Genomic DNA, 22,967 nt, shown 5'->3' on the forward strand with positions numbered 1-22,967 from the left:
TGCCGTGACGGATGACCGCGAAAAAGCATTAGCGGGGCTCCGTGCCGAAATAGACGCGCTCGATACTGAGATCGTGGGTTTATTGGCACGGCGCATCGCTATCGTTGATCGCGTTATCGTGATCAAGCGCGAGCATGATTTGCCGGCGCTTATTCCCTCGCGGGTCGAGGAAGTGGCAAGCCTTGTGCGCGAACGCGCGAGCGAGGCTGGTGTGTCGCCTGATTTCACGGAAACCGTGTGGCGGGCGATGATGGATTGGGTGATTGCATATGAGGACCGGCAGCTCAAGAAGCCCGGTTCCGATGACGGAGTAGCATGATGAACGCCCCTGTGGCCAAGCACAATCTCATCAAGGGCGCGACAGGCGATTGGGAAATCGTCATCGGACTGGAGATTCATGCGCAGGTATCTTCGCAATCGAAGCTGTTTTCAGGTGCTTCGACTGAATTTGGTGGAGATCCAAACGATCACGTCTCGTTGGTCGATGCCGCCATGCCCGGTATGTTGCCGGTTATTAATGCCGAATGCGTGGCGCAGGCTGTGCGCACCGGCCTTGGTCTGAAGGCGCAGATCAATCTTAAATCGGTATTCGATCGTAAAAACTATTTTTATCCGGATTTGCCGCAAGGCTACCAGATCAGCCAGTTCAAATATCCCATCGTGGGTGAGGGCGAGGTGATCGTAGATCTCCTGGACGGCCGCCAGATTATTGTTGGTATCGAGCGTGTGCATCTTGAGCAGGACGCTGGCAAATCGATCCATGACCAGAGCCCAGGTTCGAGCTTTGTTGATCTCAACCGCTCAGGCGTTGCGCTGATGGAAATCGTCTCGCGCCCGCATATGCATTCTGCCGAAGAGGCAAAGGCTTATGTGACCAAGTTGCGCACCATCCTGCGTTACCTTGGCACTTGCGATGGCGATATGGAGAAAGGCAGTCTGCGTGCAGACGTAAACGTCTCCGTGCGCCGCCCAGGTGAAGGGCTTGGTACGCGCTGCGAGATCAAGAACGTGAACTCGATCCGCTTCATTGGTCAGGCAATTGATTATGAAGCACGTCGCCAGATTGGCATCCTGGAAGATGGCGGCGTCATTGATCAGGAAACACGTCTGTTTGATGCAGCCAAGAATGAGACGCGCTCCATGCGCTCAAAGGAAGAAGCGCATGATTACCGCTACTTCCCAGATCCCGATTTGCTGCCGCTGACGTTCGATCAGGCTTTTGTGGACGGACTCGCTGCCAAGTTGCCAGAGTTGCCAGATGCAAAGAAGGCGCGCTTCATCCGGGATTACAGCCTTTCAGCCTATGACGCGGATGTGCTCGTGGCGGAACGCGAAACAGCAGACTTCTTTGAGGAAGTAGGCAAGGGACGTGACGGCAAGATGGCCGCGAATTGGGTCATCAACGAGCTATTTGGCCGCTTGAACAAGGAAGGGCACACTGTCGCAACATCGCCCGTTTCTTCTGCGCAACTTGGTGCCATTGTTGATTTGATCGCTGAGGGTGTGATTTCAGGCAAGCTTGCTAAGGATCTGTTCGAGATTGTTTGGCTGGAGGGCGGTGATCCGCGCGCTATCGTTGAAGAGCGTGGTCTCAAGCAGGTCACGGATACAGGGGCGATCGAGGCGGCTGTTGATGCTATTATCGCAGGTAACCCGGACAAGGTTGAGCAGGTCAAGCTGAAGCCGACATTGCTTGGCTGGTTCGTAGGGCAGGTCATGAAGTCGACCGGCGGCAAAGCTAACCCTCAAGCCCTCAATGATGTGCTGAGAGCCAAGCTTGGCCTGGACTAAATTGCACTTAAGCGTAATCAAAAGGGGCCGGTTGATCTGGCCCCTTTTTTATTAGAGCGCCTGACTTTTTGATCAGAACTGCGCTTTACGTTCATTTGAATAATCAAATTGAATGCAATTGCTCTAGAAAACCACGGCGGTGTTTTTGGCCGGAACGATGACCTTTGTTGGCTCACCAGCAAGTGCAGCCACGAAAGGATCGGCAGATTGCGCCAGCAGCGGGAAAGTGGCGTAGTGGCAAGGGATGACGTGCTTGGTTTTAAGGAAACGCTTTACGGCCAATGCTGCCGTTTCAGCGCCCATCGTGAAGCGATCACCAATGGGGACAAAAGCGATATCCGGCTGATGGATTTCGCTGATTAGCGCCATGTCGCTAAAAATATCAGTATCGCCGAGATGATAAACGGTAGGCTCGCCATCAGCCTTGACGATAATGCCGTTGGCATTGCCGAGTGCCTGGCTTACGCCGTCTTCAATGGTTGCGGCTGAATGATCCGCGCGCACAAGGGTCACAGAAAATCCACCTGCATCAATGCTGCCGCCGGTGTTCATTGGCTCAAGGCGGTTGACGCCTTTGGTGGAAAACCAGCTCGCAAGATCGGCATTGGTGGCGACGACTGCGTTCGTGTCCTTGGCTATGGTAATCGTATCGCCATAATGATCGCTGTGGCCGTGGGTAACAAGGATATGGGTGGTGCCACGTACCGCTTCCATCATATCCCCCTTGAAGGCAGGGTTTCCGGTGAAATAAGGATCGATCAATATGACCTTGTCGCTGAAATCGAGCCGAAAGGTGGAATGGCCAAACCAGGTGATCTTCATGGCAATGTTTCTCCCTGAATGAGTAATCTGGATGACGCAAGGGGCCGTCCATGTTAGGCGATGGATATGACAAATATCGTATCTATCGAAACCTTCAAAGAGCTACCCTACCATACACGCCTGATGGGGTTTGATCTTGGAACAAAGACCATAGGTCTATCGCTTTCTGACATCGAGAGGCGAATCGCTACTGCGTTGGAAACTATTCGACGCGTAAAATTCACCAATGACGCGGCACGCATTGTCGAGTTGGCAACAAAGCATAATGTCGGTGGCTTTGTTTTTGGTCTGCCGCTGAATATGGATGGTTCTGAGGGGCCGCGCGCGCAGGCAACACGTGCATTTGTACGCAATCTGGCGAAATTAACGCCTGTTCCCGTGGTGCTTTGGGATGAGCGCCTCACCACCGTTGCAGTGACGCGAACGCTTTTGGCGGCCGATGCATCACGTGCGCGAAGAGGGGAGCTGGTAGATAAATTAGCAGCAGCTTACATCTTGCAAGGAGCGCTGGATCGCTTGTCGTTTATGGCTTACGAAGACGAATAATCATCCGCGCAACTATCGCGGGAAAAAATATGCGTAAAACACGTCTTGAGTGTATTCGCGCCTAAGCTTACACTATGTTCGTAGTGTAGCAATTTTGATTGGGCGTTTGTGATGTCATTTCCTCCTCTAAAGAATACTGCGGAGGCAGTGAAAGCTCCCACCGGCGAAATTGCCCAAGGGGGTAGGTCCACCGCTAATGGCCTGGCCGATTATGGCTTTTCACGTGCCGAAGTCGCAGCCTACCTTCTTCAGCTGACGGGAGAACTTGCGGCTCTGGCACGTTGCCAGCGGCTGGATTCCGTCGCTTACTTTCTGGAGATGGCACGCATAGAGGCGTCAATTATTGAACGCGATGAGCGTAAAGATTGATCGGCTGATAAAAAAGATGGCGACCCCGGCGTGACTCGAACACGCAACCACTCGCTTAGAAGGCGAGTGCTCTATCCAGTTGAGCTACGGAGCCATGAACACAAAAGCACTTTCTCATACCGCCTGTTATTCGATCAGTCCATATGAACAGTACTGTAAAATGTGATTTTTAAGGATCGATCCCCGCTTCTATCACATAAATATTATCTGAAACACAAACCCGGTAGCCGCTGAACTCACAGCGTGAGTTCTCAGAATATTTCACGGAATCGATTTCAGTATGCTTTAAATCTTACTAAAGCACATGTGCACAAGCTTAATTAATGCGTCCAAGCGCCGATGCGGTTGAATTTGAAATTATCTGAATAAGAAAGGATACGCCGATTCGGTTCATGATCCTCTTCAAGGCGGAAGGGGATGCCTTCGCGCTTTGCGTAATCAATTGCTTCTTCCTTGGTATCGAACCACAGGCGTAACTGCTGACGGGTGTCGGACGAGCTTGTCCAGCCCATTAGCGGATCTATCTCGCGGGCACGCGTTGCATCGAATGCTAAAAGCCAGCGCCTGTTAGCAGTGCCAGATTGCATAGCGTTACGCGTTGGCTTGTAGATACGTGCGGTGACCGTCATTTTTTTCTGCACCCGAAATAACCAGCATCAGACCGAAATGATTCGGATAGAATGCTTGTTTCAAAAATTTAATAGAGCAGCGGACCTTCTGACAGAATCAGAATAGCGCTCTAATCTTTATATTTTACCGCAACTTGAACGCAAACTGCTTTAGATCGTTTGATTCTCTGCAAGGGCATATTACAGCATCATGTGCAGAACCAAGCATCATTTTCTGAGCAAAATTGACGCATAAACAATGCGATAGATTTGGATTGTTTGATATATATAACGGAGCAGCGCTCTCATCGAGAAACCATTATAAATAGAAATGGTCTCATTATTGTACGGATCACCGTAACAAGAACCGAGTGGTCGGGGCAGCAGGATTCGAACCTGCGACCCTCTGCTCCCAAAGCAGATGCGCTACCAGACTGCGCTATGCCCCGCACCAAGTTCGTGCGCTCTTCGTAGGGGCTTGTTCACGATGACGCAAGCCCTGTTGTGCTCTTTTTGGTATTAAATTGCATTTGACCACAAGTTATCCGCAGTTGATTTGCATAAAGGTGCATCAATCGGGGATTTTCCATCTCATAAGTGATGTTTCCGGCTGTTGTGTCATGTGGTCCGCATGCGGTAAGAGAGCGGGAGAAAATTGGAAGATCCTGAAGCATGACATCATCTGCCATCCCATCCTCCTCCCATAAACAAGGGTGGGGCGAGGGCCTTTTAACCTTTCTTGAGCGAAGCCACCTGCGGGCGCTTACGGCTCTTTTTGTATTGGCGCTGATAGCCTTCGTGCCCGGAATCAGCTCGCTTCAGCCGTTTGATCGCGATGAGCCGCGGTTTGCGCAGGCCTCGAAGCAGATGCTGGAAAGCGGTGACTTCGTTGATATCCGTTTTCAGGATGAGGGACGGCATAAAAAGCCAGTGGGAATCTACTGGCTGCAAACCGCTGTCGTTTCAGCTGCAGAACACCTTGGCGTGTCTGATGCGCAAACGAGAATCGGATTCTATCGCTTGCCTTCGCTTGCGGGCGCCATAACGGTTGTGCTTGGCACTTACTGGGCGGCGCTGGTGCTGTTGGCCGGTGTGAGTGGCGTTGCAGTGCGCAGGGTTGCGTTTCTGGCGGGCGCTTTTATGGCTGCGGCCATCTTGTTGGGCGTTGAAGCGCGCCTGGCGAAGACAGATGCAGTGCTGACTGCCTGCTCGCTTGTGGCGATGACGGTTCTTGCGCGCGCCTATCTTGAGCGCGGCCGCGCCTTACCGCTGACACTTAGTATAGTGTTCTGGGTAGCGGTGGGCTTGTCCATACTGGTGAAGGGGCCGCTGCTGTTCATGGTTGCAGGCCTCGCGATTGCGGTGCTATCGATTCGTGAACGTTCAATGCGTTGGCTTTTAGCATTACGGCTCTGGTGGGGGCTTGTGATCGTGGCGGTGATTACGCTGCCCTGGTTCATTGCGATATGGGTTAAAACAGGTGGTGCTTTCTTTGCAGAATCAGTCGGCAAGGACATGCTTGCTAAAGCACGTAGCGGGCAGGAACGTCATTGGGGGCCGCCCGGCGCGTATCTGATTGCATTTTTTGGTACGTTCTGGCCCGCAGCAGTGTTAACTGCCATTGCTGGGCCAGCCTTCTGGCGCGAACGGCGGATCGCTTGGGTCGCATTCTGCCTGGCGTGGATCATCCCTTCATGGCTTGTGTTTGAGGTATTGCCGACCAAGTTGCCGCACTATGTGCTGCCGCTTTATCCAGCCATTGCGATTCTAACAGCATGGGCACTTTTAAACGGTGATATTCATCGCAATCGTCCTTTGGCGAAGGTGGCGACGGTTCTGATCCCGCTGGTGCCAATAGCTGTTACGGTCGGGCTAAGCATTTTTGCTTTCATGTATGATGGGGCTGTGCTTTATCCCGCTTTCCCGGGATTTGCTCTTGCCATTATTTTGTCCCTGTGGAGCTGGTACATATTCCTGCGCAATAGGGCTGTCACGTCGGCATTGCTTGGGATTGCGGCTTCTCTTGTGTTGTCGGTTTCAGTTTTTGGGGTGGCGCAGATGCTTATTCCATCGCTGAAGCTGTCTCCACGCTTGGCAGCTGCTGCGCGCAGTCTGGAATGCGCAGAGCCCCGGATTGCGACAACACGGTATCGGGAGCCGAGCCTCGTGTTTTTGACGCGGACGGATCTCTATCTGACCAATGGTGAAGGCGCTGCGGACTTTTTGAAAACAGGCGATTGCCGTATGGCATTCGTGGAGAAAAATGATGAGGCCGCATTTGCCGCGCGCCTTTCGGAAATCGGCCTGGCGCCTGCGCTGATGACGCGTGTGCGTGGCTTTAATATCAATGGTGGGCGACTGCTTGATATAGGCGTCTACAAGAACACTCCGCCAGCGCCAGCCGCGCCGGGAACACAAGGTCAGTAATGGGATCGTTTGATACGCACGACGTTGCATCACCTCGCCTTAGCGTGGTTGTACCAGTTAAAAACGAGGTCGATAACGTCGCCCCGCTTATTGCCGAGATCGAAGCCGCGTGCGCACCACTTGCGCCGTTCGAGATCATCTATGTCAATGATGGTTCAACAGACGAAACGGCTCAAGCGTTAGCGACGCTGGCACAGACGCGCCCTTACCTGCGTGTGCTGCATCACGACCGCTCATGTGGCCAGAGTATTGCTGTGAGGACTGGCGTGCTGATGGCGAACGGCCCCATCATCGCCACGCTTGATGGCGATGGCCAAAACGATCCCATGTTCATCCCCCGAATGGTGGAGGCTCTCAAGCAGGGGCCGCACGACGGTGGCCTGGTGCAGGGGCAGCGCGTGGGGCGCAAGGATACTGAATTCAAGCGTATGCAGTCGAAAATTGCCAATCGCATACGCCGCTCGATTCTGCGTGATGACACGCGCGATACCGGGTGTGGGCTGAAGGTTTTCTATCGCCATGTTTACATGGCACTGCCGTTCTTCAAGGCGCTGCATCGCTTTATGCCAGCGCTGGTGAAGCGGGAAGGCTATGTGGTTCTTCTGGTGGATGTCGTTGATCGGCCGCGGCTGACTGGCGCTTCCAAATACGGCTTTTTTGATCGGCTTTGGGTTGGCATTGGAGATCTGATCGGCGTGCGTTGGCTTATCACCCGCCGTGGAGCGCTGCCCGTGGTTGTTGAGGACAAGAACTGATGTTGATTACCCTCTCGCAGGATATTGGCGGCTATCTCTATGAGGTGTTCGTCGAGAAGTTCAGCCTGTGGCTCGCGCTAGGATTGCTTGGACAAGGGTTATTTTCGGCGCGCTTTCTGGTGCAATGGATTGCCAGTGAAAAGGCCGGACGCAGTGTTGTGCCTGTGGCCTTCTGGTTTTTCTCGATTGGCGGTGGGTTTATTACGCTTATTTATGGCCTGCATCAGCGTGAACCTATTATCATCCTTGGCCAATCGTTGAGCCTGTTTATCTACGCACGCAACCTGGCGCTGATTGCTAAAGAACGTCGAAACAAGGTGCGCGCTAGAAAAGATGCAATGGTGAGCGCAGCGGATGGAGGCGCTTGATATGAGCGATGATTTCATCGATGGCCTGTTGCCGCCACCTGATGCAGGCCGTAATGAGCAGGCATCTGCTATTGCTCGTGCAGATCGCCCGGCATTGCCAAAGCGCTTCTATCAAAATGTGAATGCAGAGCTGCGCGATGGCGCGTATGCCTTGTTGCTGGATGGTCGTAGTGCCCGCACACCTGGACGTGCGCCGCTGGCAGTTCCAAATGTCTCTATAGCCGATTTATTAGTGCAGGAATGGCAGCAGCAGGTCGAGGTTATCAATCCTGCTACCATGCCAATGACACGGCTTGTTAATTCAGTGATCGATGGTGTCTCACAGACACAGGCTGAGGTTGCCGCTGAAATTGTGAAATTCGCGGGTTCAGATCTTCTTTGCTACCGCGCAAATTCGCCGGACCGGCTGGTGAACCGGCAGACAACGCTTTGGGATCCAATTCTTGCCTGGGCAAGGGAGACGCTCAAGGCGCGGTTCGTGCTCTCTGAGGGCGTGATGTTCGTCTCACAGCCGGCTGAGACCATTGCGGCTATCGATCGTGCCGTGAAAGCGCAGCAGTCGCCTTATGCGCTTGGTGGTTTGCATGTATTAACGAGTCTGAGCGGTTCGGCGCTTATAGCGCTTGCGCTGGCATACAAGTATTTTACGTTTGATGAGGCATGGCTTGCTGCCCATGTTGATGAGGATGTGCAAGCTGAAATCTGGGGCACTGATGATGAAGCCCGGGTCCGACGCGAGAATCGCTACAGAGATTTTGTAGCTGCAGCAAAGCTTGTGCAGCATTCATGGGATCATGAAGAGAGCTGAAGCCCATCAGCAAATTGCTGTGCGGCCAGAAAATCAAGCAGCCGTTGACGAAAGCTTTGAAATGATGCGGTGAGAGGTGCCTCGCTTGATCTGGGATCATGTATCGCCTCCCGCTCATAAAGTGCTTGCATCCAAGCTGGTCCATTCCAGCAATCCTGTTGCCACGGCTTGGGATCGTTGACGAAATGCAGAATGACTGGGTCAATCTCACACATGAGGTTGAGTAATAGAAAATCGCCCATAAAATTAAAGCGCGGAGATAGGGGGGCCCATTGCCCTTGTGTGACCGCGTTCAAGGCACTCTGATCGTGGAATTGGCATTGGTCAAGATGGTTGCGCGCAAATGCGACCGCATGTTCGGTGATGTTGTGTGCAATCCATTGCGCGCGATCAATCAGCAGAACGCCTGAGTTGAAATAGGGCGCGTCAGCCTCAAGTCCCAAAGTTGTACGATAGTGCTGAAACTCTTCGGATAACGGGCCAGATTCAAAGTCCTTCAGACGTATCATATCAAGCGCCGCAGCAAAGGCGCGGCCATCAAGATCAAGCGTTAGTAATTGTTCGATCCCCGGCCCGACGCACAACGTATCGCAATCGAGATAGAGAATGCGCGTGTATTGCTGTGGCAGGATATGCGGCAGTAGCAGACGTCTGTAGGCGGCAGGGCTGATGTGGCGGCCGAGAGGAAGCGCCTCTATCGATAATTCATTAGCTACACCAAAGTCGTGCAGGAAAATCTGCACCCGTTCACCGAGCTGCCCTGCAATAGCTGCATCAACATCATCTGGGGTGCACAGAAGGGCGACATCAATGTTCAAGCTGAGTCCGTGCGTTAGTAACCTTTCAGCCGCAAAAGCAGCTGCCGCGCAGTAATTCTTATCGGGTGTGAGGCACACAATGCTGGTGTTTGGCATGAAAGATGGTCACCCAAAGGTAAAATAACGCCATGTGATGAAGTACGGGGAAAACGCTGTAGACCAAGGCTAGCTTGAAGTTTGTAAGGTTCGTTACTCTTCGTCAACCACGTCAGGTTAGTAACGCTTAACCTGAACAATGATTCAGATTTGGCTGTTAACCGGATTGAGAAGGGCAACAAGCGATAGTCAACGCATCAAAGGTAAATCGCTGGCCTAAAGCGGGGCCGGGGAGGCGTTGAGAGATGATTAACAGTAAACTTCGCGATTTCATCGATAAAGCATACGATGACCGTGCAATCACCGAATGGGATGTACGCAGTCTTCTGCGTCATGTATTGCCAGACGGTATTGCCAACCGTGAGGAAGCCAATGCGCTGATCGCCATCGATCGGCTCGTTGAAAAGCCCTGCAACGCCTGGGGCGATGTATTAATTGCGTTGCTCGTGGATTACGTGGTTTGGGCAGAGCGCCCAACAGGCGTGGTGCGTGGCGATGATGCATACTGGCTGGTTTCGTCTCTGGGAGCGGCCGGTGGCCCAACCCGTACGGCGCTTCGTGCAGCGCATGAGATCGTGCGTGAAGCGCAGGAAGTGGACGATGTGTTGCTGAACTTCATCCTCTCTTCACAGCGCCTCTATGGCGAAGAAGAAACAGTGGTGGAACTACCCATTCGCCGCAGCGCAGAGGCCGCCTGATTATCCCTCCTTCGCTTTATCGAAGGAGGAGTTCGAATATCCATGCAGCCAATAGGCAAGCATGCCAATCCATTCTTTTATTGCCATATCTGCGAGTCGCAAGCCGTCTGGCGCAATGGAAAATGGTCGAAAGTCATCGCGAAGGCGCCCATCTGAGCGGTAATCAACCGGGTAGGGAACAACATCAAATCCCGCCCGCTGAAAAGTTTCGACGGAACGTGGCATGTGGAAGGCGGATGTCACCAAAAGCCAGCGTTCCCCGGGTTTAGGATTAGCAATACGCTTGGCATAGATTGCATTCTCGAGTGTATTCCGTGATTTGTTTTCATAGATCACGCGATCAGGGGCGAGGCCTGCGAGATCAAAAAAGATGCGGGCACCATCAGCTTCAGTCCGTTCTTCTTTCATCATAACGCGTGAGCTGCCGCCTGAAAAAATGACCTTTGCATCGGGGTTCTTCTGTGCGAGTTCCAACGCGGCGACAAGGCGCGAACCGGCTTCGCCCACCCGCAGCTGTCCTCGGGCAAAGCTCGTTGCTCCTCCCAGAATAATTACGCCATCCACGTGCCCTGGATTTTGAGAGATATCGGGATAGACGTTTTCGAGAGATTGCACGAAAAATCGTGAAAAGGGCGATAAGCCAACTACGAACAGCACAACGCTGACTACAAGCACAACAGTGCGCGCAGGGCGAGCAAAGCGCGTAAACAGTAATAGGCTGGCTGCAATCAAAACCATCAATAGAAGATTCGTCGGGCTGGTAAAAAACCAGACGAATTTTGAAAGCACAAAAAACATCGAGCACTAATCCACGTTAAGCTTCAGACTTAATAAGGATGCATTCAGATTCATTCTAATGCGAGTCGAAAGTGATGGCTTTCTAGAACTAACGTTCCGTAAGTTTATGCAAATGAAACATGAAAGTTAGAGAATCTGCATTTGCACTTCGTTGTTGCGCGGGTTTTCAATGCTCTATAAATGCGGCAGAGATTTAGAAAGATTTGTATTGATGGAGGCCGGTGCGCTGATGTCGTCAGGACCCGTGTTTTCAGTCATTGCGCTTGGTTTATATCTCACCAAACACAAATTATTTTAATCGCCAATAGGTGCGAATAATGGGTCTTCGAGAATGCCGCGCTCATAGGGGGATGGCAGCGGTTCCGGTTCCATCTCCATCCTCATATCGACTGGCGGATCGAAAGCCGGACGCAATGGGGGCAGAGGGGGCGCATTGGGATCGATATCTCCCACGCTTATACCAGGATTTGCATTCGCAGTGCTATCAGTGCTTGATGCAGGAGTGGTCTTTGCATTTGCAGCCACGGCAGTGCCGCCTTGGCAGTCGGTCAGCCAAATATCATACACAGGATGTTCAATGCCGTGCAGCCCAGGGCTGGCAGCGAAAACCCATCCGGTGAATAAACGTTCTGCGCCACTTTCTGCGCTGATTTCATCAACTTCAATAAATGCAGTTGTATTGGGCGCTTCAGTAGGAGGGCGCGTGTAGCACGCGCGTGGTGTCAATTGTAACGATCCAAACTGAACGGTCTCATTAATCGCGACCTCAAATGACACGATGCGGCCAGTGATTTTATCAAGGCCATTGAACACCGCCAGCTGATTAGCAATTTGCTCAGCTCCAGCTGCATTTCCAAGCACTATTGCTGGCACCGCAAGTGCAAATGCAAAGCCAGCGCGCTGCAGGAAGCGCGCATGCCGTAATTGTTGCCGTGTGGTTGAGGTGCGCATCAAGGATATCCAGCTCAGTTGCCGGGAACCCACGCTTCATAATCGCCGGTTGCGGGTGGACGCTGGCCGGTCGACAGAGTTGAGCCTTGAGGACGATAGGCGCCGGGAGTACCAGTGAGGTTTGCCTCGTGCGGCATTTCCCATTCACGCGCCACGTAGTTTTCCTCGCTTGGCGGCACAGCAACAGTGTTATGCAACCAGCCGTTCCAGCCCGGGGGCACGTTGGATGCTTCGGCATAGCCGTTATAGATCACCCAGCGGCGCTCAACGCCAATTGTCGGGTCTTTCTTGCCATTGCGTGTGCGATAGTAGCGATTACCAAACTGATCTTCGCCAACCAATTCGCCATAACGACGGGTTGTGCGAAGGGTACCGAAGGTAGCGCCGTTCCACCACGTAAACACGCGCAGCAGGAAATTTTTCATGAACTGGGTCCCGTATAGCACTTTTTGCCTAGTATGCGCTGATCTTCACGCTGATGAAGGCCTTTTGTTCCTTATGCCGCGTCCCCCACACGATGTCCAGATCATCACGCAGGGAACAGCATGTTTTTGACACCTGAGGTGTTTTACATTTTGCCTTATCTATCAAACCGACCAGTCGCATGCGAAAGCATGGTGTAAACCTTACCTGTTTCCGAAGTGAGGTAAGTGCGGGTCATCGCCTGATCATGATCTTTGGGGGCAATTTCTGCCAGAAGACGCTCGAATTCCTGGATATAGCGATCAACCGTATCACGGAATCCTGCATCAGAGCGGTATTTGCGGCCAATTTCCTCGAAAGTTTTTTGTCCCTGCAGCGTGTAAAGTCTGCGTGTGAACACATTTCGCTCACCTCGCCTGAACCGCTCCCATAGTTCAACGGCCATATCATGATCGATCATCCGGGCGATATCACCAGAAATTGAATCGAGCGTTGCCAGGGTCTGCTGCTGCCGGCTGACTGGTCGACTTGGTGCCACGGGTTCCTCATCATTTGACGCACGAACCAGTAGATCTGAAAGCCAGCCGTTTCCTGAAGCGGGTAGTGCTGCCGATGGAACTGAAAGCGATTGCGGTGAAGGTGATTCAACCGGGCGCTCCATAGACTTGCCAAATGGTGTTGACAGTACAGGGCGGCGTGTTGAGGGCTTGTTGTTTATGGTGTTCGTAGCAGCCCTGATGGCATCTGCAACCTCATCGCCGCCTGTAACTTCTGTCTGCCCCGATACCGGTTGTGCATTAGCAGGCGCAACAGGAGAGAACGCCAATCCAGTCTCACGATAATTCGAAGCCGGCAATGTCTCCTCACTGCCACGAGGTGTCAGCGCAATGCGCGAAACGTGGCTGGCATCGCCAGCGCGCGTTGCGATATCAGCCAGGGTCGTGAGCGCCTTGATCTGATCTGTTACCACTTTACGCATCGCAGCAGTGCTCTCCGCTGTATCGCGGGGGAACTCTTCAAGGCGTTCGTTCAACACAGCGCGGGTTTCTGCAAGCTCCTCCCGGATAACCGAGGTAGTTGCCTGCATGCTGCGGGCGGATTGATGGAAACGCTCTGCGGCACTTTCCAGATCCACACGCATTTCACCAAGCACTTTCTCGTAGGCCTGGCGCAATGTTGCAACTGTGCTTTCGCGCTGATCGCTGGCAAGCGTGTCGAGCTGTGCGAGCTGATCAGCAATGCGTGCAGCTGCGCTATCTGAAGTTTGAACAAGAGTAGCGCTGATCTGTTGAGCCTTTTCCTCAACATTGTCCAGTGACTGCGTGATCGCCATCTCAAAGGCTTGCGTGATGGCGCCGAGCTCTTCGGAGCGCGTATTAACTGCTGCAACGACTTCATCAAGCACCGCACGGCGTGCGTCGAGGCCTTCACCAATGCGGTTTTCCACTGCCGCAAGGGCTTTTGCCGCACCTGCAAGTGCCGATACGTGCTCATGCGTTACGCGAGAAACATCCGCACCTTGCTCAGCAAGGCGTGCTGCTACGCCTGCGGCCTCTGTGATGGAGTTGGACGCAACCTCCTGCATAGCCTGTACTTGCTCACGTACACCCTCTGCAGCGCGCTCATTCTCTTCAGAAAGGAATTGAACTACCTGCTTGAGTGATTCAACGCGAGCAGACAGACCGTTTTCAAGCGTTGAAAGGTTACCATCCGTGGCGTGTGCCAGCTGCTCTAACACGGCATTGGTTTCGCTGATGCGTTCAATTACACCTGCAAGCTCACTGCGGATACGGATGTTTGTACCCGACAGCGCCTCGACAGAACGGTTAACGCCATCATCAATCATTTGGCGCAGGGCTTCATCCGAGCGGGTGAATGCGTCAGCTACACCTTCATTTCGGGCGGTTAATGCAGCCGCCAGATCAGCGCTGCGATTATCGATCACTTGCGCCAGTTCTTGTGTCCGGCTGCTCAATGTTTCATCAAGCGTGTTGACGCGATGCGCCAAGCCTTCATCAATGGCATGACTGCGGTATGACAGGCGCTGTTCTGCAGATTCCAGACGGTCAAATATCCGGTTTTCAAATTGCGAAACGCCGCTTTCCAGTGTTTCCGCAATGGCGCGCGTACGTTCTTCAAGAGCTGATTCCGCAACGGTAACCTGATCTGCCAATCGTTTTGCAGCAACGTCGCCTTGCTCAAGGAAGGCGCTGCCGATGTTGTCAACCTTTGCTTTCAGCGCGTCAATTGCTATGCGGCCGCCGTCGGCCAGCGTATGGGCTAATTCGGTGGTGCGGTTGATAAGCGTTTCGTTGAGCGCATTGGCTCGGACATCGATGCGTGAATCAATATTATCGATGAGCGTTTCAAGCGTGTCGCTCACAGTTGTTGTGCGCGCATGGGCACGCTGCTCGAATGCCTCAATCTGCCCCTCAAGCGTATCTGCTGCGTAGCGAGCGCTTTCGCTGATCTGCGCTGCTACCTCACGTGCAGGACCGCTGAAGCGTGTTTCAATGGCTTCAAGGCTCCTGTCGACAATGGCGGCGAACGCCTCGGTATCGCGCGCAATCCGCTCGGCAACTTTGCCGCCCCGGTTGATAACCGTATCTTCGAGGGAAGCAAGGCGTTCTGCAAGCACGTTATCGAGTTGTTGGCCGCGGGTGTCCACGATCTCGCGCATGGAGCCAAGACGTTGCATGAGTGCAGAATCGAGCTCCTGACCGCGCGAAACAATAGCTTCGTGGAAGCCGTCAAGGCGCTCGCCCAGGGTGTCGTTCAACGCTGATCCGCGTGTGATAATGGTATCCTGGAACTCTACAAGACGTTCACTCAATACCTTATTCAGATCGTTACCCTGGCGTGCAACTGTCTCCTCAATCAGCGATAGATGCTCTTCAACCTTGGAGTTGCTGTTTGTGAAAGCGCTACCTATGGCGGTTGCGCCTTGTTCAACCGTCGAATGCAGGGTTTCAATGCGTTCATCAAGGCTGGATTCAAGCGATAGCTTGCTTGCATCGATCGCCGACTTGAAGCTGCCAATCCGCGCCATTAACGCTTGATCGATCTGATGCCCTTCTGCATTGATCGCTTCACGGAAATTCTCCAGATTCGACGTCAGTTTCTTGCCGGTTTCTTCACCTTGATAGACGAAGGCTGTGTGGAATGCTTCAAAGCGCGCCGTCAGTGCCTCATTCAGCGCAGAGCCGCTTGTTTCAATGGTCTCTTGGAACTTGCCGACACGTTCTGCCAGCTTTTCATCAATTGCCGAGCCCTGCTTGATAAGTGAACCCTCAAATTGGCTCAGCCGGTCGTTCAGAACGCCCTCAATCTTTGCAGTGTTGGCGGTAATTGTGCCATCGATTGTCGATGTCAACGTATCAACAGCGCTTTCAAAGGCAATGCCGCCCTTGTCCAGCGTGTAGCGCAAGTTATTGAGGCGTGATGCCAGCTTGTCATCGAAAGCGCGCGAACTGCTCTCGACCGACTTTTCAAATCCGGACAGATGCGTATTCAGAGCGCTTTCGATGCGCGTTGAACAATCGCCAATCGTATTATTGACGGTCGAAACCAGATGGCCAACCGTGCTCTCAATGGTGCTGCCCCCGTTATCGAGTGTCTCACGCAACAGATCAATGCGTTCTGCTAGCTGGCCGTCAAGCGCCTGACCGCGCGTTGCAACTGCTTCCTCAAAGCTGGAAAGACGCGTATCGAGCGCACCTTCAAGCTTGTTTGCGCCAACGTTGATGCTTCTATCAACCTGGCTCACAAGCTTATCGACAGCGCCATCAAGGACTGTTTCGTTCTTGCCTAGTGTTTCACGCAGGTTATCAAGACGCGCCAACAATTGCTCATCAAGTTTCTGACCGTGTGCCTCTACCGTTTCCGCGAAACCAGAGAGACGCGAGTCGAGTACATCTTCAAGTTTGATGGCGCCGATGTTGATGCTCTGATCAACGTGGCTCACCAGTTTATCAACTGCACCATCCAGCGCGGTTTCATTCTTGCCAAGGGTCTCGCGCAGCATATCAAGGCGCGTCAAAAGCTGTTTGTCTATGGCCTGGCCATGTGCGGTGAGGGCGCTTCCAAAGCCTTCAAGGCGGGTATCAAGAACCCCTTGAAGTTTGCTGGTGCTAACGCTTACTGTATCCTCAACAGTGCGTATCAAGCCGCTAACAGTGCCTTCAAGCGCATTGGTGTTGCGGTCAATTGTGGTTGCAAATCCGGAGAGGTGGTTGCCCAGGCGCGCATCAATATCCTGGCCGCGTGTGGCGAGAATACGATCCATTCCCTCCATGCGCTCTGCCAGCATGCTTTCAAGCCGCTCACTATTTGTCGAAAGTGTTACATCGAAGCGCTCATGAGCCTCGCTGACGCCTGCCAGCGTGCTTTCAAGACCACCGAGAGCGGCATTGAAGTCGCTTATATCAGCGTTGAACCCGCCCACACTCGCCTTGATGTCGCCGAGCTTATCGCTCAGGCCTTCAACCGTCGTGGCGAGGTTGCCAATAAAGCCATTGAAACCTTTAAGCTTTTCGTCAAAAAGACGATCCACGGCTTCTGTACGTGTGTCGACAACTGAGCGCAGTCCATCAAGCTGGGTTGTAAAATGCTGTTGCAGTTGTTCGCTGCCACCTTCGATAGCCTTGCGCAGGTTTTGGGTGCGTTGGTTTATGGTGTCTCCAAGCGTTTCAGTATGCTGGGTAATAACGCTTTGGAAGGCGGCAAGATGTTGCCCCAGCGAGCTGTCGAGCTGGCTACCCCCTGTGGTAACGGCTATTTCGAATGCTGCTAGGCGTTGGCTGAGTGCGTCATTAACGGCTTGCCCGCGTCCTTCGATCATATGAGCAGCGCCTTCAGCGCTGTTTGCAATGACTTCTTTTACGCGTGAGCTCTGCGCGGCAATTGCCGTAACAACATCGTCTCCAACAGATGTAAGCTTTGTGTTGGTTGCAGAGACTTGCTCCTCGATCGAGCCATGAAGGGCATTGGCTCGTTCAGTGAATTCACCAAGCAGCTGAGATGTGCTGTTCTCAAAGCGTGTCCGCGCAATCTCTGTCTGCTCGGCAATTGTCCTTGACAGCTTCTCCCCCGTGCGGGCCAGATCGCTCTCAAGTACACTGCCGTCATTGACGATAACCTGACGGATTGTCTCACCAGTGCGGGTAAGTCGTTCAGTCAAGCCAGAGCCGTTTACTTCGATAGCTTCAACAATCTCATGCCCGGTTTGTGCAATTCGCTGGGTCACTTCTGCGCCGTGGAGGCTCAAGGAAACCGAGAGGGAATCGCCCGTCGTTTTCAAAGCCTTGTTCACTTCGCCTGCACGTTGTGCGATCGATTCAGCAACTGTCATGCCGGTTTCAGAAAAAGCCTTGGTTGCCAGCTCGGTGCTATCACCCAATGCTTGCGTCAACTGGTTGCCTGTCTGGGCGAGGCCCTCAGTGATTTCGCGCGCTTTATTATCGAGGATTTCAGATAAGTTATGGCTTGCGTTCGTGAGACGATCGTTCACGTTCTGGCTAACATCTGCCAATTTGGTGACAAGCTGCGCACTGCGACTATCAATATCCTGAACAACGCGCTCGCCTGTTTGCGTTAGCGTTTCAGACAGCTGATCACCTTTGGCGCCAATCGATTCTGCAATCCGTGTACCAACGACAGAAAGTGATACAGCTAGCGTATTGCTGCGCGTTTCCATGTCTTTCACGAGCGCATTTTGAGCGTTCGAGATGGCCACTTGTGCGCGTTCTGCACTGCCAACCACGGCATCGCGTTGTGCAACAAGCTCGTCGATAAGCCCACGGATACGCACTTCGTTATCAGAATAAGAGCGTTCAAGGGTCGCAATTTCTGTGCGCACCAGTGTATCGAGCTCACCGGCACGGGCCAACGCGCGTTCAACGCCATCGCCCATTGCCACCATCTCACGACGCACAGCTTGCGATAGACTGGTGACAGAATCTGAGGCGAGCGTTTCAGGTTGTGCCAAGCGTACGGCGACGCCAGTCATAGCGCGTGCGACATGACGCAGTTCTTGCGTGCGCACATGCAAAGCCGCAAGCACGAAAGAGAGAATGATAGGACCAGCAAAAGCCGCGCCGAAAAGTGCCCATGTTAACGGATCGAGTGTCGAAACAACGGCAGAAAAACCAGCAGTAGACACATCCTGGCGCATATAGAAAAAGCCGGTAGCAACACAGGCCCATAACACGGATAGTCCCGTTGCAACCCAGAAAGGACCGACTGAAGGCTTGCTCTGCAATAACTGAAGCAGTGCTCCGACGGCCTCCTTGTCGTCATTGGCGGCGCGCGTTGTGTCCGGCGCAACAACCGTACCACGTGCAGTTTGCTCCCGCAGGCGTGCTAATCCCTCCTGAGCTTCAGCATTCAATGAGGCATCAGACAAGTTATCGGCGCGCGTGGGGGCTGCGCCTGTGCGTCCTTGTGCCAAAGAGCGTGAGCCAGTATTGCCTGGCTTTGTTGCCTGGTGCATGGGATCGCTTGCTGCTACGTCTTTTACATTCGCAGGAGGAATTGGGCTGTTATTTCCAGGAGCGCGCTCACCAGTCGTTTTCTTTAAACCATCAGCATTCGTAAATGGTGCAGCGGATTTCTGCTCTGCAGCTGAATGCGGTTTCGCGTCAGGCTTTGCGGCGGATCCGGATTCAGCTGATTGACCGGCAGGGGGGGCGGCTGGTTTGCCTTGGTCAGCTGTTTCTTTGATAGTGGTCCTGAGATTCAGCGCTTCTTCAATAGCGGATAAGGCTTCCGCTGTTGTGTCGATACGCTTGCTGTTTTGAACCATCTTACCTGCCCCATTCGTGCGCTTGAAAGGCTTGCCAGAAAGTCCCGTGGCTGGGACATATATGGCATTTAAGCCCTTTAAACCGTGCGCCAACATTAAACTTAACGCGCCCCGATGGAAACCCGCCACGGGACCTTGTAGTCGATCATTAACCGTTTATTAAGAAAATGGTAAACGTCGTTGGTTAATTTAGCAATAGTGCTTCAATATCAGATCGTTGTGGGCAATTTTGTGATAAGGGTCTTCACATAGGGGCTGTTAATGCTGGTGTACGAAGCATTCCTAATCGATCATATAACCGATATGGGAAGTGCTGGGTGAAATGAGAGTTGAGAATATTCATGCCAAAAATTACTTACATTGATGCGGCTGGGAACTCCCGTATAGTCGAGGCTGTTATAGGTTCAACAGTTATGGAAGTTGCAGTTCACAATTCCATTCCTGGGATTTTAGCCGAATGCGGTGGTGCGTGCGCATGTGCAACCTGTCATGTTTATATTGAAGAGGAATGGGTTGATATTGTAGGCCCCCCTGAGCCGATGGAAGAGGATATGCTCGATTTCGCGCTTGATGTACGGTCTAATTCGCGCCTGTCCTGTCAGATCAGGGTGAGAGAAGAGCTGGATGGTCTTGTGGTGCAAACACCACTTAAGCAAGCGTGAGTGGGCAGAGTATCTGATTGAGGGCGGTCCAGGAGAGCAAGATAGGCGCCAAAGCAGGCGGGTGCAGAATTGCGAATTTGATGTGCGGTTTGCATACGGAGGGGATTACAAGCTGTGTTGCAAGCCGCTCTTGTTTCTAAAGCTGAGGAGGGCAACCATGTTTAAGAAAATAGTCGTTCCCATTGATCTTGCTGATCTCGATATTGCACGCAAAGCGGTAGCGCAGGCCGCCGCTTTAGCGAGGGAGTCTGGCGGGACTGTTCGGCTTGTTCATGTGCGCTCAATCATGCCTGTATCTTTCGTGGAGTTTGTGCCGCCCACGTTTGATGAGGAGCAAACGCAGCAAATGTCAGAGGAAATGGCAGAGGTTGCAAAATCTGTTCCCCTGCCTCCTGAGCGCGTGTCCACCGTTATACGGTTGGGCTCCGTTTATAATGAAGTGCTAGAAGAGGCATCCGAGATTGGGGCGGATCTTATTGTCGTCTCATCGCATCAGCCGGGTATGTCGACCTATTTGCTCGGTTCTAATGCGGCTACAATTGTGCGCCACGCAACATGTTCGGTGCTGGTACTGCGTAATTGATTGGGCGTCTCTTTCATAACACGCTTTTTGCCTTGCATTCACGCTTGAGCGCGAAAGCAAGCGAGGCAATTCAAGTCTCGCTTGCTTAGTCAGGCTGCTGAATTATGGCATGTTGAAGCGATTGTGCATCCACGGCATGCCGGGCCGATCACCAATGCCCAGGCTTTCGCGTAGCAGAATTGCGAAGCGTCGTTTTTGAGCGTCATCAAGGCTATCAAACAGTGGTTTTGCAGCTTCGACAAATTTTGTGAGGCGGTCGGAACGGGTGCGCATGTTTTCTGCCATATTGCTGAGCATTTCCAAGGCATCAGGACGGGTGCGTTCACCACGTTTTTCGCGCCGTTCTGCCCATTGCTCTGCCCGCTCGTCCGCCATAGCGCGTACAGCTGTTTCAAGCGCAGCCCAATGCTGCTCCTGATCTGGCTTTAGCTCAAGCCCGGCCTTAATTGCAGCAATACGGGCTGCCGTAAAAGCGGCGCGATCTTCAGCGCTGAAGCGTGAGGTGCTGCGCTGTTCTGCATCTGCACTCTCTTCGCTGGCCTTATCATGGGTTTTCATTTGTGAAATTGCAGGCGTTACACCAACAAAAAGCATGGCCGCTGAGGCAGCTATAATGATCTTCTTCATTTTGATGGATCCTTTCATGTCATGCTTTGTTGCAAGATAAGTGAGGCTAGTATTTTGAAATTAAATATTCAACTTAAATTTTATTAATGATCTTGCCGCAATTCTGCCGATTTTGTTAATTCTAAAAGTGTTATATTTATTGTTTTTAATGATTATTATAAGTCATTAGTGAATGCAGATTAATTATATTGGCGACCTTGCAATATCATCCGCTAAGAAATGCTTGGTGTTTGCTTCTTCAGTGGGAATTTGGGATGTTTGTTTGCGAAACGTTCTTGATTGTTAAAGGGGATTGCATTAAGCCTGCGCAATAATATTGAGTCTATCTGCGGTAATAATTTATTGAGGGTTTTATATGGTTGCGCGTGTAGCGACGGTGGCTTTTGAAGGTGTCGAGGCGCGGCCGGTTGATGTTCAAGTGCTTGTTTCTTCTGGTGCTGTCGCTTTTTCTATTGTGGGTTTGCCGGATAAAGCGGTAGCTGAATCGCGGGAACGTGTACGTGCTGCGCTGGTGGCGTCGGGGCTTGCGATGCCTGCCAAGCGGGTCACAGTGAATTTAGCGCCTGCTGACATCCCGAAAGAGGGATCGCATTATGATTTGCCAATTGCATTGGCAATAATGGCTGCGATTGGCGCCATACCTGTGGATGCTCTTGCTGGCTATATGGTGCTTGGTGAATTGGCTCTTGATGGTACGCTTGCGCCCGTTGCGGGGGTATTGCCTGCCGCCATGGCTGCAGTTGAGCGAGGGCTTGGGCTGATTTGTCCTGCTAAGTCAGGGCCTGAAGCGGCTTGGGCTAGTGCTGATCTGGATGTCCTGGCGCCCATATCGCTTGTGCAGCTTGCCAATCACATAAAGGGCACGCAAGTGTTATCGTGTCCATCTCCTGCCGTTGGGCAGGAAGGGGCTGCGATGCCTGATCTTAAGGACATTCGGGGGCAAGAAAGTGCTCGCCGGGCGTTGGAGATTGCAGCGGCGGGTAATCACAATCTGCTGTTTCATGGTCCGCCTGGTAGCGGGAAATCCATGCTTGCAAGTCGCCTGCCATCTATCCTGCCGCCCTTATCGCCGCGAGAGATGCTTGAAGTATCGATGATACATTCAGTGGCAGGAATTTTAGCGGATGGAGCATTGACAAATCGGCGACCATTTCGTGCGCCACATCATTCGGCATCTATGGCCGCTCTTGTCGGCGGCGGTATTCATGCGCGACCAGGCGAAGTATCGCTGGCACATAATGGCGTGCTCTTTCTTGATGAGTTACCAGAGTTTCAACCGCAGACGCTCGATGGATTGCGTCAACCGATGGAGGTAGGGGAGGTTCTGATCTCTCGCGCTAACCGACGTGCGGTTTATCCAGCGCGTTTTCAACTCGTGGCGGCGATGAATCCGTGCCGATGCGGGCATGCAACAGAACCGGGTTTTGCGTGTCGTCGACAGCCGAATGACCGCTGCATGGCGCAATATCAGGCACGTCTTTCTGGCCCGCTGCTTGATCGTATCGACCTTATGATCGAAGTGCCGGCTGTTACGGCGTCGGATTTGATCTTGCCGCAAGCATCTGAGGATTCTGCCGCCGTCGCCGCAAGAGTAATGCGTGCGCGTAATTTACAGACGCGTCGTTTTCAGGAGCTGGGCCTTGAAGAGGGCATGACCAATGCCCATTGTCCACCGCCGGTGCTGGAGGAAGTGGCGCAACCTGATAGCGCTGGCATTGCTTTATTGCATAAAGCTGCCGAATCCATGCGGCTTTCGGCTCGCGGCTATCATCGGGTGTTGCGCATGGCGCGAACGCTGGCGGATCTTGATGGTGAAGCCCGTATTGGTCGTTTGCATTTAGCAGAGGCTCTATCATATCGCGGCAATATTGGGCGTGTGGCCCAGGTAGGCTAGGCACCGTTCATTCACTTGCCCTGGCACAACTCGTAAGCAGAATATGCAAGGAGAGGCGCGAGAGCAGATGGATGTTATCCGGTTGAATGGCGCGATGCCATGCTGATGTCCAGATGGGAGC

Annotated in this window: 21 protein-coding genes and 2 tRNA genes; 12 read left to right on the plus strand and 11 right to left on the minus strand. The window is 52.8% G+C overall.

Annotation, left to right across the window (positions count from 1 at the left end; genetic code table 11):
- Nucleotides 1-4 precede the first annotated feature (4 nt).
- A complete protein-coding gene (locus VRZ32_RS01910) occupies nt 5-319 on the plus strand; it encodes a chorismate mutase (protein ID WP_414523745.1) in 315 nt (104 codons plus the stop codon).
- On the plus strand, nt 319-1,791 hold the full coding sequence (gene gatB / locus VRZ32_RS01915; RefSeq protein WP_414525009.1) for an Asp-tRNA(Asn)/Glu-tRNA(Gln) amidotransferase subunit GatB: 1,473 nt from the start codon (nt 319-321) through the stop codon (nt 1,789-1,791). Before VRZ32_RS01910 ends, gatB begins: the two co-directional genes overlap by 1 nt.
- Before the next feature lie 123 nt (nt 1,792-1,914).
- On the opposite strand, the gene VRZ32_RS01920 is transcribed toward gatB, so the two are convergent.
- A complete protein-coding gene (locus tag VRZ32_RS01920; protein ID WP_414523746.1) occupies nt 1,915-2,613 on the minus strand; it encodes a metal-dependent hydrolase in 699 nt (232 codons plus the stop codon).
- 66 nt (nt 2,614-2,679) lie between these two features.
- Here VRZ32_RS01920 and ruvX point away from each other — a divergent pair, with 66 nt between their 5' ends.
- Nucleotides 2,680-3,159: a Holliday junction resolvase RuvX gene (ruvX, locus tag VRZ32_RS01925; protein ID WP_414523747.1), complete on the plus strand. Its 480-nt coding sequence runs from the start codon at nt 2,680-2,682 to the stop codon at nt 3,157-3,159.
- Between the two features lie 111 nt (nt 3,160-3,270).
- Nucleotides 3,271-3,528 (plus strand): hypothetical protein, encoded by a 258-nt coding sequence (locus VRZ32_RS01930; protein ID WP_414523748.1) that lies wholly within the window; start codon nt 3,271-3,273, stop codon nt 3,526-3,528.
- 17 nt (nt 3,529-3,545) lie between these two features.
- On the opposite strand, the gene VRZ32_RS01935 is transcribed toward VRZ32_RS01930, so the two are convergent.
- The 4 genes from VRZ32_RS01935 to VRZ32_RS01950 form a co-directional block, all read right to left on the minus strand.
- Nucleotides 3,546-3,622, minus strand: a tRNA-Arg gene (locus VRZ32_RS01935).
- A 226-nt stretch (nt 3,623-3,848) separates the two neighbouring features.
- On the minus strand, nt 3,849-4,157 hold the full coding sequence (locus VRZ32_RS01940; RefSeq protein WP_414523749.1) for an ETC complex I subunit: 309 nt from the start codon (nt 4,155-4,157) through the stop codon (nt 3,849-3,851).
- Between the two features lie 351 nt (nt 4,158-4,508).
- Nucleotides 4,509-4,585: transfer RNA gene (locus VRZ32_RS01945), tRNA-Pro, on the minus strand.
- A gap of 33 nt (nt 4,586-4,618) precedes the next feature.
- Nucleotides 4,619-4,825 carry a hypothetical protein gene (locus VRZ32_RS01950; protein ID WP_414523750.1) on the minus strand — a complete coding sequence of 69 codons (207 nt, stop codon included), beginning with the start codon at nt 4,823-4,825 and terminating at the stop codon, nt 4,619-4,621.
- On the opposite strand from VRZ32_RS01950, the gene VRZ32_RS01955 reads away from it, so the two are divergent.
- From VRZ32_RS01955 to VRZ32_RS01970, 4 genes are read left to right on the plus strand one after another with little or no spacing between them, the layout of a single operon-like run.
- Nucleotides 4,809-6,563, plus strand: a complete 1,755-nt coding sequence (locus tag VRZ32_RS01955; protein ID WP_414523751.1) for an ArnT family glycosyltransferase — start codon at nt 4,809-4,811, stop codon at nt 6,561-6,563. The two genes, VRZ32_RS01950 and VRZ32_RS01955, sit on opposite strands and share 17 nt — an antisense overlap.
- On the plus strand, nt 6,563-7,318 hold the full coding sequence (locus tag VRZ32_RS01960; protein ID WP_414523752.1) for a glycosyltransferase family 2 protein: 756 nt from the start codon (nt 6,563-6,565) through the stop codon (nt 7,316-7,318). The genes VRZ32_RS01955 and VRZ32_RS01960 overlap by 1 nt, the downstream gene beginning before the upstream one ends.
- Nucleotides 7,318-7,686, plus strand: coding sequence for a lipid-A-disaccharide synthase N-terminal domain-containing protein (locus VRZ32_RS01965; RefSeq protein ID WP_414523753.1), 369 nt, complete (start codon nt 7,318-7,320; stop codon nt 7,684-7,686). The genes VRZ32_RS01960 and VRZ32_RS01965 overlap by 1 nt, the downstream gene beginning before the upstream one ends.
- 1 nt (nt 7,687) lies before the next feature.
- The gene (locus VRZ32_RS01970) at nt 7,688-8,494 is read left to right on the plus strand and encodes an ATP12 family chaperone protein (RefSeq protein ID WP_414523754.1); all 807 of its coding nucleotides are present in this window, start codon (nt 7,688-7,690) and stop codon (nt 8,492-8,494) included.
- On the opposite strand, the gene VRZ32_RS01975 is transcribed toward VRZ32_RS01970, so the two are convergent.
- Entirely contained in the window at nt 8,479-9,408 is a 930-nt protein-coding gene (locus tag VRZ32_RS01975) for a glycosyltransferase family 8 protein (RefSeq protein WP_414523755.1), read from the minus strand. The genes VRZ32_RS01970 and VRZ32_RS01975 overlap by 16 nt on opposite strands.
- Nucleotides 9,409-9,653: 245 nt before the next feature.
- Between VRZ32_RS01975 and VRZ32_RS01980 the strand changes: the two genes are divergently transcribed.
- A complete protein-coding gene (locus VRZ32_RS01980) occupies nt 9,654-10,106 on the plus strand; it encodes a hypothetical protein (RefSeq protein WP_414523756.1) in 453 nt (150 codons plus the stop codon).
- On the opposite strand, the gene VRZ32_RS01985 is transcribed toward VRZ32_RS01980, so the two are convergent.
- The 4 genes from VRZ32_RS01985 to VRZ32_RS02000 all read right to left on the minus strand — a co-directional run bounded on the left by VRZ32_RS01985 (nt 10,107) and on the right by VRZ32_RS02000 (nt 19,080).
- Nucleotides 10,107-10,844 carry a YdcF family protein gene (locus tag VRZ32_RS01985; RefSeq protein WP_414523757.1) on the minus strand — a complete coding sequence of 246 codons (738 nt, stop codon included), beginning with the start codon at nt 10,842-10,844 and terminating at the stop codon, nt 10,107-10,109.
- A 354-nt stretch (nt 10,845-11,198) separates the two neighbouring features.
- Nucleotides 11,199-11,855, minus strand: coding sequence for a DUF2155 domain-containing protein (locus VRZ32_RS01990; protein ID WP_414523758.1), 657 nt, complete (start codon nt 11,853-11,855; stop codon nt 11,199-11,201).
- A gap of 14 nt (nt 11,856-11,869) precedes the next feature.
- On the minus strand, nt 11,870-12,280 hold the full coding sequence (locus tag VRZ32_RS01995) for an NADH:ubiquinone oxidoreductase subunit NDUFA12 (RefSeq protein WP_414523759.1): 411 nt from the start codon (nt 12,278-12,280) through the stop codon (nt 11,870-11,872).
- A 155-nt stretch (nt 12,281-12,435) separates the two neighbouring features.
- On the minus strand, nt 12,436-19,080 hold the full coding sequence (locus VRZ32_RS02000; RefSeq protein ID WP_414523760.1) for a hypothetical protein: 6,645 nt from the start codon (nt 19,078-19,080) through the stop codon (nt 12,436-12,438).
- Nucleotides 19,081-19,421: 341 nt separating this feature from the next.
- Between VRZ32_RS02000 and VRZ32_RS02005 the strand changes: the two genes are divergently transcribed.
- Together VRZ32_RS02005 and VRZ32_RS02010 are read left to right on the plus strand one after the other, a co-directional pair.
- The gene (locus tag VRZ32_RS02005) at nt 19,422-19,742 is read left to right on the plus strand and encodes a 2Fe-2S iron-sulfur cluster-binding protein (RefSeq protein ID WP_414523761.1); all 321 of its coding nucleotides are present in this window, start codon (nt 19,422-19,424) and stop codon (nt 19,740-19,742) included.
- 157 nt (nt 19,743-19,899) lie between these two features.
- Nucleotides 19,900-20,325: a universal stress protein gene (locus VRZ32_RS02010; RefSeq protein ID WP_414523762.1), complete on the plus strand. Its 426-nt coding sequence runs from the start codon at nt 19,900-19,902 to the stop codon at nt 20,323-20,325.
- 102 nt (nt 20,326-20,427) lie between these two features.
- On the opposite strand, the gene VRZ32_RS02015 is transcribed toward VRZ32_RS02010, so the two are convergent.
- The gene (locus VRZ32_RS02015; protein ID WP_414523763.1) at nt 20,428-20,952 is read right to left on the minus strand and encodes a Spy/CpxP family protein refolding chaperone; all 525 of its coding nucleotides are present in this window, start codon (nt 20,950-20,952) and stop codon (nt 20,428-20,430) included.
- A gap of 355 nt (nt 20,953-21,307) precedes the next feature.
- Between VRZ32_RS02015 and VRZ32_RS02020 the strand changes: the two genes are divergently transcribed.
- Nucleotides 21,308-22,846 (plus strand): YifB family Mg chelatase-like AAA ATPase, encoded by a 1,539-nt coding sequence (locus tag VRZ32_RS02020; RefSeq protein ID WP_414523764.1) that lies wholly within the window; start codon nt 21,308-21,310, stop codon nt 22,844-22,846.
- The last annotated feature ends 121 nt before the right edge of the window (nt 22,847-22,967 follow it).

It is taken from the genome of Pseudochelatococcus sp. G4_1912 (assembly GCF_047501465.1).
In the GTDB taxonomy this organism is placed as follows: domain Bacteria; phylum Pseudomonadota; class Alphaproteobacteria; order Rhizobiales; family Beijerinckiaceae; genus Pseudochelatococcus.